The following is a 10,585-nucleotide window of genomic DNA, read 5'->3' on the forward strand; positions in this document are numbered from 1 at the left end:
CATCCCGCCGATGACCAGGATGGGCACCGCGAGCAGCAGCTGCACGACCTGCCCGACCCCGCGCTCGATCACGACGGCCCGCGCCGCCGGCCCGCGCTGGTCCACACTGCGGCCGTGGTCGGCGGCCCGCCGCACGTCGCCGACGACGCCGCCGGGCAGCACCGAGTTGAGGAACTGCGAGCGGTAGTACATGCCGACCGCCGACCTCCACGGCAGCGGTACGCCGAGGGCGCGGGAGACGACGCTCCAGCGCCAGGCCGCCGCGGCGGTCGCCAGCGCCGTGAGCGCGACCGCCGCTCCCAGGGCTGATGCATCGAGCGCGGCTAGTCCCGCGATGAACGGCGCCGCGCCGACGTGGGCGACCACGGCGGCGAGCACCACCGCCCCGAGTGCCACGCGCACGACCGGGCGGAACCAGCGGGAGGCGGCGACCTCCCGCATCCGGGCGACCGCGGCCGGCCGGGGCGCGTGCATCCGGAGGGTCACCGCGGCCACCCCAGCACGTCGAGGTGGTAGACCACCGCGGAGAGCTCGCCGCGGGACAGCTGCGCGTGCCGCAGCCGCCGGTAGTCGCGGTGGGGCCACGACCCGGGGTCGTGGGGCCCGTGCCCGCGCAGCTCGGGCGCCTGCTCCTGCGCCGCATCGATCCAGCCGTCGAGCCATTCGGCGAGCAGCCGCGGATCGGCGGCGTCGAGCAGCCAGGTGGTCAGAGCGCGGCGGGTGCGCCAGCCCGCCCGCGCGAACAGGCCCTCCACGATCGGCGCCCCGAACCGGCCGAGCAGCTGCCGACCGTGCACCTCCCGCCGCTGATGGGCGTTGAAGGCGCGCGCGTAGCGGATGGCGCGCGCGTCCCACGGCCGCAGCTCCACATCGCCGGTCACGGTGAGCGGGAGGAGCGCGGGCGCGCCGACCGCGACGCACGCGTCGACGATGGCGTGCGCCTCCCGCGCGGTCAGCACGTCGAGGAGCGCGGACGCGGTGACCAGCGACGCGCCCCGCAGGTCGGCGGCGCCGAGCCTGCTCAGCTCGCCCTCCCGCGCGCGGATCCGCACCGGCCTGCCGTCCCGGTCGCGCGGCGGCGCTCCGACGGCCGCGTGGGCCGTGAGCCGTGCGTTCCAGTCGTGCAGGACCCACGTCTGCGGCCCGGGGAGGAGGGGCGCGAGCCAGCGCATCATCGAGCCGGTGCCGCTGCCGAGGTCGTGCACGGTCAGCGGCCCGGCGGGGAGCAGGGCGGGGAGGGCGTCGGCGAGCGCGTGGGAACGGGCGCGGGCGTCCTCCGCCTCGCGCAGCTGCAGCCAGTCCCCGCTGACCTCGAGGATCTCGCTCATCGGCCGGCCGCCGTCCGGCTCGCGCGGTGACCGTCGCGGGTGGGAGGGGCGGCTCGTGCTTCCGCAGGCGCGTCGTCGCCCGCCGCTTCCGCCAGCGCGTGCGCGACGGCCGCCGTGGTCGCCGCCCACGACCGTGCCTCGGCGCGGGCCGCGAGGGCGCCCGCCCGCAGCTCCTCCCGCAGAGCGGGGCTCGCCCACCAGCGCCGCAGCGCGACCTGGAGCGCCCACGGATCGTCCGGCGGCACGATCATCGCCGCCTCCGGACGGCTGATCGCCTCGGGGATCCCGCCGACGCCCGTCGCCAGCACGGGGACGCCGTGCGCGAGCGCGTCGGCGACGGCCATCCCGTAGCTCTCGGTGCGCGACGGGTGCACGAGCAGGTCGGTTCCCCCGTACGCCTCCTCGAGCGCCTGCCCGGTGAGCACGCCGGCGAACGACACCCGGCCGGCGAGCCCGGTCGACTCGACGATCGCCGCGAGCGCCGCAGCGAAGCCGGGGTCGACCTCCAGCGAACCGGCGATCGTGCAGGTCCAGCCGGAAATGGCGGCCGATCCGGCGAGGGCGCGCACCAGGAGGTCGTGGCCCTTGTGCGGGGCGACCGCGGCGACGCAGAGCAGCCGGCCGCCGTCGGGGGAGGGGGTGGTCACGGGGGCCGGGTCGGTCCCGGGGCGCGCGACCACGATCCGGTGCGGGTCGGCGGCGTCCTGCTCCACCAGTTCGGAGCGCGTCCAGGCGCTGGTCGCGATCACCCGGCGCGCGGAGCGGACGGCGGCCAGGAGGGCGTCGTCGGGGCGGTGGAGCGCCTGGTGCGCGAGCACGACCTCCCGCAGCCGAGGCGCGTGCAGCGAGAGGGCGCCGGCCGCGCGAGGGACGAGGAGGCCGTCTATCAGCACGAGCGCGTCGTCCGGCAGAGCGGCGAGCGCGCGCGCCGTGGCGTCGGAGTCGGCTACCGCGACGGCCGCCATCCGCACCTCCCACCCGTCCGCACGCAGACCGTCGCGGACGCGCCGGTCGTACATGTTGCCGCCGCTGACGCGGGCCGGGTCGTCGATCCCCTCGGGGACGACGAAGGCGAGCCACCCGGCCGTCACAACGACCTCGTGTAGCTCGCCCACGCGATATGCGACTCGTGCAGGGTGACGGCGATGGAGGTGACCGCGGAGACGTCGCCGAGCGCGCCCGCGGCGGCAGCGTCGGCGAGCCGGTCGGCGATCGCGCGGCAGAGCACCTCCGTGGTCGTGTTCACCCCGGCGAACGCGGGATCGTCGTCCAGGTTGCGGTAGGTCAGGGCGCCCGTGATCTCGGCGAGGGCGGCGGAGGCGCGGCCGATGTCGATCACGACCCCGTCGGCGTCGAGCTCGTCGGCGCCGAAGGTCGCGTCCACCACGAAGGTCGCGCCGTGCAGCCGCTGCGCCGGCCCGAAGCCCTCGCCGGTGAAGCTGTGCGCGACCATCATGTGGTCGCGGACGGTGACGGTGTACGGCATCAGGCGTCCCTCCAGTCGATCGTGTGGCAGAGCTCCTGGCCCGGCCCCGCGGCGAGGCGGGCGAGCACCCGGGGCAGCTCGCGCCACGAGGACGCGCCGGTGAGCAGCGCGTCGAAGGCCGGATCGGCCAGGAGCCGCAGCGCGAGCGTCAGCCGGTCCGTCGTCGTGCGGCGGTCGCGGCGGGCCGGCGCGACGGCGCCGACCTGGCTCGACCGGATCGTGAGCCGCCGGGAGTGGAAGTCCGCGCCGAGCGGCAGGCCGACCTCACGGTCGCCGTACCAGGAGGCGTCGACTACGACCCCCTCGGTGACGACCGTCTCGAGCGCGAGCCGCAGCCCCGCCGCCGACCCGCTGGTGTGGATGACGAGGTCGGCGTCGCGCGGAGCCTCGGCGGGCGTGGCGAAGGCGACGCCCAGCCGTTCGGCGACCGCTGCGCGCGCGGGCTCGGTGTCGACCAGCGTCACCTGGGCGCCGGGGAGGCCGCCTGCGAGCCGTGCGACGCAGCAGCCGATCATGCCGCCGCCGACGACCGAGACCCGGTCGCCGAGAAGCGGGGCCGCATCCCACAGCACGTTGACGGCGGTCTCGACGGCGCCCGCGAGCACGGCCCGTCGCGCGGGGACGCCGTCGGGCACCGGCACCACCGCGGAGGCCGGAACGACGAACGCGGACTGGTGCGGGTATAGCGTGAACACCGTGCGGCCGGCCAGCTCCTCCGGCCCCTCCTCGACGACGCCGACATTGAGGTAGCCGTACTTCACGGGGCCGGGGAACCCGCCCTCCTGGAACGGTGCGCGCATGCGCTCGTGCTCGCTCGCGGGCACGCGCCCGGCGAACACCGTCGCCTCGGTGCCGCGGCTGACGCCGCTCCACAGGGTGCGGACGAGCACCTCCCCGTCTCCGGGGCCGCCCAGCGCCTCCTGGCGGAGGGCGCCGGCGCCGGGCTCCTCGACCCAGAAGGCGGTGGCCTCGCGCACGCTGTCCTCCCTCCTCGCCGGTGCCGGAGCATCGGCGCCGCTGAACCGTCGGCGCCGCTGAACCATCGGCGGCGCTGGAGCGTGTTAACGCTCAGGGTGCCGTACTCAGGACACGAGGGGCAGATGCAAAGGGTTCAACTGGAGGCCGTCGCCGGGTGGCCGGTCGCCCTGCCGCCGCTCGCGTGGCTGGTGACGGCCGTCGTCCTCGTGGTCGCGGCGGCCCTGGTCGCGCGAGGGTATCGCCGCCGTGGCATGGTGCGGTTCGGCGCGGCGAACGTCGTGACGAGCATCCGCACCGTGCTGGTCGGCGCGATCACGGGCCTCGTCGCGGGGTCCTTCGTGGGGGAGGTGCCGCTCGCGCCGGTCGTGGCGCTGGTCGTCCCCGCGCTCGCGCTCGACGCGGTCGACGGCTGGGTTGCGCGGCGCACGCACAGCGTCACGGAGCTGGGCGCCCGGTTCGACATGGAGGTGGATGCGTTCCTCCTGCTGGTCCTCGGGGTCGCGGTCGCCCCGGCGCTGGGGGTGTGGGTGCTGGCGATCGGGCTGCTGCGCTACGCCTTCGTCGCGGTCGGGCTGCTGCTGCCGTGGTTCCGGCGGACGCTCCCGCGCCGCTACTGGCGCAAGGTCGTGACGGCGTTCGCCGGCATCGCGCTCGCCGTGGCGGTCTCGCGCCTCCTGCCGGGGATCGATGCAGTGCTCGTCGCTGTCGCGCTGCTGCTGCTCGTGGAGTCGTTCGGGCGCGACGCGATCTGGCTGGTGCGGCGGCGGGAGGATGCGGGCGAGGCGTCGTCCGCTGTTCCGGATCTCGTGCAGCGGGGGTCTTGACGCGACCACTTGTTTTTTGCAAGTATCGGCCGCATCAACCGAACGACACGAGGAGACTCACGATGTCCATGATGTTCGTCAACCTGCCGGTGACCGACCTGGAGCGCTCGAAGGCGTTCTACGAGGCGCTCGGCTACACCATCAACCCGCTCTTCACCGACCACAACGCCGCCTGCGTCGTCGTGGAGGAGGACCACAACTTCTTCATGCTCGTCACCCGCGAGTACTTCCAGACCTTCTCCGACCGGCCGATCGGCGAGCCGTCGCAGACCGTCTCGGTCGCGGTGGCGCTGTTCTCGCCCAGCCGCGAGGAGGTCGACGCCACGGTCGCCCGCGGGATCGAGGCCGGCGGTGTGGAGGAGCGCCCCGCCTCCGACTACGGCTTCATGTACCAGCGGCAGCTCGCCGACCCCGACGGCAACCTCCTCGAGTTCGGCTGGATGGACCCGCAGGCCGCCCAGCAGGGCCCGGAGGCGTACGCCGATCAGCAGCAGGGCTGAGGCCGGATGGTCGCACGCGACTACGGGCAGTACGACGGCATCGCCCGCGGCCTCGAGCTCGTGGGCGAGCGCTGGGCGCTGCTCATCGTCCGCGACCTGCTGGTCGGGCCGCGCCGGTACGGGGAGCTCGCCGAGGGCCTCCCGCGCATCCCGAGCAACATCCTCGCGACGCGGCTGAAGGAGCTGCAGGAGGCCGGAATCATCCGCCGGGCGCCGCGCTCGCGGGTGATCGTGTACGAGCTGACGCCGTACGGCCGCGAGCTGGAGCCGGTGATCCTCGCTCTCGGCGCCTGGGGTTTCAAAGCGCTGGGGGAGCCGAGGGAGGCGCAGGTCATCACGCCCGACGCGATGACCATCGCGCTGCGCACGGCCTTCCGCCCGCAGGTGGCGGCGGAGCTGCCGGCTACCGCGTACGCGGCGCGGTTCGGGGCCGGGTCCGGGGCCGGGTCCGGGGCCGCCGGGGACGCGGGCGGTGCCGGCCTCCTCATCTCGGTGGACGGCCCGGCGCTCGAGGTCGTGCGGGCGGAGGCGGTGCCGGCCCGCGCCGACCTGGCGTTCGCCACCGGTCCGGGCATCCGCCGCCTCCTGTCCGGCGAACTCGCGCCCGAGCGGGCCATCGAGACGGGGGTCGTGGAGGTGCTGCACGGCCCGGGAGACCTGCTCGGGCGGTTCGCGAGCACATTCCACCTGGCGGCGTGACGCATCCTCCGGTTGGATGGGGGAGTCACGACCGCCGCCGAAAGGACCCCCGCATGACCGACAGCCCCGTCGCCGCGTTCGAGCTGCTGGCAGCCCAGCTGCTGGAGGATCCCGACCTCGACGTCTCGGTGACCGCGACCGGCCTGCATGTGCGGGGGAGGCTGTTCGCCTACCTCGACGGCGTCGAGCTGGCGGTCGACCTGCCGCAGGAGCGCGCCGACGACCTCGTCGGGCGTGGCGTCGCCCAGGCGGTCCCGGCCGGGCGATCGGAGCCGAAGGGCGCCTGGGTTCGCATCGCCGACGCGGAGGACTGGCCGGAGCTCGCCTCCGAGGCGCACCAGTTCGTCGGCGAGCCCGCCGTCGGCATGGACTCCTGAGCGGCCTCCGCTCCTACTGCTTCCTGCCGCGCCGCCGCGCCGCCGATCGGGGCGGCAGCGCGCGCATGTGATCCACCACGGGTGTCAGGAGACGCTCCAGCTCCCGTGTGCCGTCGCGGTCGAGCGTCGCGAACAGCATCTCCTGCAGCGTCTCGATGTGCCCGGGGAACACGGCCGCGAGCACGCCGCGGCCCGCGTCGGTGATGGTGACGGTCGTGGCGCGCTCGTCATCGGCTGAGGGCGCCCGCGTCACGAGACCCGCCTTCTCGAGCAGTCCGGCCTGGTAGGTGAGGCCGCTGCGGCTGTAGACGACGCCGTCCGCCAGTTCCGTCATGCTGTGGCTGCCGTCGGGCGCGTCGCCCAGGCGCGCCAGCAGCTGGAACTGCACGTAGCTCAGATCGCCGGCCTCCCGCAGCTGCTGCTCCACCGCGTGCCGCAGCAGGCTCGCCGCCTCGATCAGCGCGAAGTAGGCGCCGAGCTGCGTGCGGTCGAGAGCGGGCGGCGTCGGTTCCGTCATGCCTCCAGTATAGGTTGCTTCGAATTCGAAGCAGTGCTATGGTCGCCGTAATGCTTCGAATTCGAAGCAAACAAGATGGTGACAGACACGACGAGAGAAGCGATCGACATGAAGGCAGTACGTTTCCACGAGTTCGGCGGACCCGAGGTCCTCGGCATCGACGAGATCGAGGTGCCGGTCCCCGGCGCCGGCGAGGTGCGGCTCCGCGTGGCCGGGGTCGCGTTCAACCCGGCCGACAACGGCATCAGGAGCGGGGTGCTCCGCGCCATCCCCGTCACCCTCCCGCACATCCCGGGCTACGACGTCTCCGGCACGGTCGACGCGGTGGGCGACGGGGTCGACGGCTTCGCGGCCGGCGATGCCGTCATCGGCTTCCTCCCGATGACCGCCGACGGGGCTGCCGCCGAGTACGTCATCGCCCCGGCGGAGGCGCTGGCTCCCGCCCCCACGAGCATCCCCCTGGCCGACGCGGCCGCCCTGCCCTCGGTCGGGCTGACCGCCTGGCAGGCCCTGTTCGACGACGCCGGCCTCACCGCCGGGCAGCGCGTGCTGATCAGCGGAGCGGGAGGCGCGGTCGGCGGGTACGCCGTCCAGCTCGCCGCGGCGGCGGGGGCGCACGTGATCGCCACGGCCAGCCCGCGCAGCGCGGGCGCGGTGGCGGCAGCGGGCGCCGACGAGGTCATCGACCACACGACGACCGACGTGCTCGCTGCCATCGACGAGCCGGTCGACGTGCTGCTCAACCTGGCGCCCATCGACCCCGACGCGTTCACCGCGCTGGTCACCCGGGTCCGCGACGGCGGCGTCGTCGTGAGCACCACGGCGTGGATGCCCGCGCCGAGCGACGAGGATCGCGACGTGCGCTCGGTGGTCGTCTTCGTCCGCAGCGACGCCGCGCAGCTCGGCGAGCTCGTGCGCCGGGTCGACGCGGGGGAGCTGCGGGTGGAGGTCGCGCGCCGGGTGCCCCTCTCGTCCCTCGCCGAGGTGCACGCCGCGGCGGCCGCCGGCACCCTGCGCGGCAAGGTGGTGGCCATCCCCGACGCTGCGTGAACCCGCCTCGCGCGGCCTGAGGCACGCCCGTATACCCCCGCGACCCCCGTTCCGGCACGCCCGTGTGACGCTGTGTTCCGCTCGCGCAACACAGTGTCACGGGCGGTCGACGGGGGTTGCCGCGTCGCCCATCCTGATGCGAATCCCCGATCCCGTCAGGAGTCCCAGATGCGTTCCCGTACCTCCCGTACCCTCGGCGCCGCGGCCGTCGTCGTCGCCGGCGCGCTTGCGCTGTCGGCCTGCGCCGGCGGCTCGCAGGCGGCGACCGGCGGCGGCCAGAAGGTCGCCGGCGGCACCATCGTCTACGCCCACCAGCAGGAGCCGGCCTGCGTGTTCGGCGGCTGGATCGAGCAGGCGTACCTCTCGTACCAGGTGCTCGACAACCTCACCTCCCTCGACGACGACAAGAAGGTTGTGCCGTGGCTGGCCACGTCGTGGAAGCAGTCCGCCGACGGCCTCACCTGGACCTTCGACCTCAAGAAGGGCGTGGAGTTCACCGACGGCACCCCGCTGACCGCCGAGGCCGTCGCGTACAACTTCGACTACTGGGTGAAGGGCGGCAACAGCACCGCCAACGTCTGGCTCGACGGCTACTACAAGGACGCGAAGGCGGTCGACGAGCACACCCTCCAGGTCGACCTCTCCCGCCCGTACCCGCGGCTGGCCGACAACCTCAGCCAGGGCTACTTCGGCATCCAGTCGCAGCACGCGCTGGAGACCCGGACGAAGGAGCAGAACTGCGAGGCGCCCATCGGCACCGGCGCCTTCACGGTCGAGAAGTGGAACCGCGGCCAGGACATCATCCTGGTCAAGAACAAGAACTACACCTCGCCGCCCGCCAACGCGAAGCACACCGGCCCGGCCTACGTCGACAAGATCGACTGGAAGTTCGTCGCCGACCCAACGACCCGCGTCGCCGCCCTGCAGGGCGGACAGGTGGACGCGATCTACGACGTGCCCGCCGTGCAGTGGAACACCCTCAAGACCGGCGGCTACCAGCTCGAGAAGTACGTGACGCCCGGTCGCCCGCAGCAGATCTCGTTCAACACGCAGCAGGGCCCCTTCACCGACGAGAAGGTCCGGCAGGCGTTCGCGTACAGCCTCGACCGGAAGGCGATCGTCGACACCATCGGCCACGGCGTCATCCCCGTCGAGGGCAACGGCGGCGTCAGCCAGGCGACCCCCGGCTACAGCGAGAAGGCCGCCGGCTGGTACAGCCAGGACATCGACAAGGCGGACGAGCTGCTCGACGAGGCCGGCTGGACCAGGAAGGGCGACACCGGCGTCCGGGAGAAGGACGGGAAGAAGCTGACCGTCTCGCTGCCGTACGGCGCCGGCTCGATCATCAACGCCGACGGCGCCGCGATCCTCCAGGGCGTCAAGGAGCAGGCCGACAAGGTGGGCTTCGACCTGAAGCTGATCCCGGTCCCGCAGAGCGAGTTCTTCTCGGGCAAGTACGCCGGGCCCGACACCCACGACCTCGCCGCCGGGTACTGGACGGCCGTGACCGCGGGCATCCTCTACATCAACTGGCGCCCCACCACCGAGGACCACCCCAACTACGCGAACGCCGCCTTCTACAACGACCCGACGCTGGAGCAGTACATCCTCGACGGCAACTCGGCCGCAACGGTGGAGGAGCAGAACGCGTCGTACGAGAAGGCGCAGGACTACATCGCCGAGCACGCGCTGTCGATCGGCGTGTACGACCGGCTCAGCACCCTCGCCGTCGCCACGAAGCTGCGCGACGTGTGGCAGGAGAACGCACAGGGAGGACCGACGTTCTATGACGCGTACTTCGTCAAGTGAGCTGATCGCGGCCGGGCCCATCGAACAGGGTGCGATCCGCCCCCGCCGCGGCCGCGCCGTGGCCCTCACCGTCCTGCGGAAGGTCGGCGCCGCGCTGATCGTGCTCTGGGGAGCTGCGACCGTCGCGTTCTTCGCCCAGGTCGCGCTGCCAGGAGACCGCGCGACGACCATCCTCAACATCCGTGCGGGCCAAGCTCAGGCCCGCACGGCCGAGGAGCTCGCGCAGATCAACCAGCAGTACGGCCTCACCAAGCCGGTGATCGTGCAGTACGTCGACTACCTCCGCGGCCTGGTCGCGGGCGACTTCGGCACCTCGTACCAGCAGTACCGGCCGGTGACGGCGATCATCGGCGAGCAGCTCGGGAGCACGCTCACGCTGTCGCTCACGGCCATCGCCTTCGCCTGGCTCATCATGGTCGTCTGGGTGACGCTCACGGCCGGTCGCGGGCCGCGGCTCGGTGCGGTCGGGGCGACCGCCGACGTCGTGACCGCCGGTCTGCCCGCGTACTGGCTCGGCATCATCCTCCTGCTCGTGTTCGGCCTCGGGCTGCGCTGGTTCCCCATCATCAGCGGCACCTCGCCCGCCGGGATCGTGCTGCCCGCCCTGACGCTCGCCATCCCGCTCGCCGGGTTCATGGCGCAGAGCGTGCGGACCGAGTTCGAGCGGGCGCTCGACCAGCCGTTCGTCGTGTCGGCGCGCATGCGCGGCATGGGGGAGTGGGGCATCCGGCTGCGGCACGTGCTGCGGCACGCGGTCATCCCGGCGGTGACGCTCTCGGGCTGGGCGCTCGGCGCGACGCTCTCGGGCGCCGTGATCGTCGAGTCCATCTACTCGCGCCCCGGCATCGGCTCGGTGCTGGTCACCGCGGTCAACTCGCAGGACCTCCCGGTCGTCACCGGGATCGTCACCCTGGTCGCCGTCGTCTACGTCGCGGCCAACCTCATCGTGGACGTCGTCTACACCGTCATCGACCCCCGGCTGGAGCTGACATGACCGCCCTCGCCACCGCCCCCGCC

At 73.4% G+C, this 10,585-nt stretch carries 13 protein-coding genes; 7 read left to right on the plus strand and 6 right to left on the minus strand.

Annotated elements, in window-relative coordinates:
- From ACR9ZG_RS15535 to ACR9ZG_RS15555, 5 genes are all read right to left on the minus strand, one after another.
- On the minus strand, positions 1 to 486 hold a 486-nt coding region (locus tag ACR9ZG_RS15535), incomplete at its 3' end, for a lysylphosphatidylglycerol synthase domain-containing protein (protein WP_481285754.1).
- Complete coding sequence (locus tag ACR9ZG_RS15540) at positions 483 to 1,328, minus strand: SAM-dependent methyltransferase (protein ID WP_481285755.1); 846 nt, start codon at positions 1,326 to 1,328, stop codon at positions 483 to 485. The genes ACR9ZG_RS15535 and ACR9ZG_RS15540, both read right to left, overlap by 4 nt.
- A complete protein-coding gene (locus tag ACR9ZG_RS15545; RefSeq protein WP_481285756.1) occupies positions 1,325 to 2,443 on the minus strand; it encodes a glycosyltransferase family 4 protein in 1,119 nt (372 codons plus the stop codon). Before ACR9ZG_RS15545 ends, ACR9ZG_RS15540 begins: the two co-directional genes overlap by 4 nt.
- Complete coding sequence (locus ACR9ZG_RS15550; protein ID WP_481285757.1) at positions 2,416 to 2,814, minus strand: 6-pyruvoyl trahydropterin synthase family protein; 399 nt, start codon at positions 2,812 to 2,814, stop codon at positions 2,416 to 2,418. The genes ACR9ZG_RS15545 and ACR9ZG_RS15550 overlap by 28 nt, the downstream gene beginning before the upstream one ends.
- On the minus strand, positions 2,814 to 3,791 hold the full coding sequence (locus tag ACR9ZG_RS15555; protein ID WP_481285758.1) for a zinc-dependent alcohol dehydrogenase: 978 nt from the start codon (positions 3,789 to 3,791) through the stop codon (positions 2,814 to 2,816). The genes ACR9ZG_RS15550 and ACR9ZG_RS15555 overlap by 1 nt, the downstream gene beginning before the upstream one ends.
- Positions 3,792 to 3,914: 123 nt before the next feature.
- Between ACR9ZG_RS15555 and ACR9ZG_RS15560 the strand changes: the two genes are divergently transcribed.
- The 4 genes from ACR9ZG_RS15560 to ACR9ZG_RS15575 all read left to right on the plus strand — a co-directional run bounded on the left by ACR9ZG_RS15560 (position 3,915) and on the right by ACR9ZG_RS15575 (position 6,192).
- Positions 3,915 to 4,616, plus strand: coding sequence for a CDP-alcohol phosphatidyltransferase family protein (locus tag ACR9ZG_RS15560; RefSeq protein ID WP_481285759.1), 702 nt, complete (start codon positions 3,915 to 3,917; stop codon positions 4,614 to 4,616).
- A 62-nt stretch (positions 4,617 to 4,678) separates the two neighbouring features.
- A complete protein-coding gene (locus ACR9ZG_RS15565) occupies positions 4,679 to 5,116 on the plus strand; it encodes a VOC family protein (RefSeq protein ID WP_481285760.1) in 438 nt (145 codons plus the stop codon).
- A 6-nt stretch (positions 5,117 to 5,122) separates the two neighbouring features.
- Entirely contained in the window at positions 5,123 to 5,815 is a 693-nt protein-coding gene (locus tag ACR9ZG_RS15570; RefSeq protein WP_481285761.1) for a winged helix-turn-helix transcriptional regulator, read from the plus strand.
- A 53-nt stretch (positions 5,816 to 5,868) separates the two neighbouring features.
- Entirely contained in the window at positions 5,869 to 6,192 is a 324-nt protein-coding gene (locus ACR9ZG_RS15575; protein WP_481285762.1) for a hypothetical protein, read from the plus strand.
- A 13-nt stretch (positions 6,193 to 6,205) separates the two neighbouring features.
- Here ACR9ZG_RS15575 and ACR9ZG_RS15580 read toward each other — a convergent pair whose 3' ends face one another.
- The gene (locus ACR9ZG_RS15580; RefSeq protein ID WP_481285763.1) at positions 6,206 to 6,709 is read right to left on the minus strand and encodes a MarR family winged helix-turn-helix transcriptional regulator; all 504 of its coding nucleotides are present in this window, start codon (positions 6,707 to 6,709) and stop codon (positions 6,206 to 6,208) included.
- A 108-nt stretch (positions 6,710 to 6,817) separates the two neighbouring features.
- On the opposite strand from ACR9ZG_RS15580, the gene ACR9ZG_RS15585 reads away from it, so the two are divergent.
- From ACR9ZG_RS15585 to ACR9ZG_RS15595, 3 genes are all read left to right on the plus strand, one after another.
- Complete coding sequence (locus ACR9ZG_RS15585; protein ID WP_481285764.1) at positions 6,818 to 7,759, plus strand: NADP-dependent oxidoreductase; 942 nt, start codon at positions 6,818 to 6,820, stop codon at positions 7,757 to 7,759.
- A gap of 168 nt (positions 7,760 to 7,927) precedes the next feature.
- Complete coding sequence (locus ACR9ZG_RS15590; RefSeq protein WP_481285765.1) at positions 7,928 to 9,568, plus strand: ABC transporter substrate-binding protein; 1,641 nt, start codon at positions 7,928 to 7,930, stop codon at positions 9,566 to 9,568.
- Positions 9,546 to 10,562, plus strand: a complete 1,017-nt coding sequence (locus ACR9ZG_RS15595) for an ABC transporter permease (RefSeq protein WP_481285766.1) — start codon at positions 9,546 to 9,548, stop codon at positions 10,560 to 10,562. The genes ACR9ZG_RS15590 and ACR9ZG_RS15595 overlap by 23 nt, the downstream gene beginning before the upstream one ends.
- Positions 10,563 to 10,585: the final 23 nt, after the last annotated feature.

The sequence above is a fragment of the Leifsonia sp. KNZ12-8B genome (assembly GCF_056755495.1).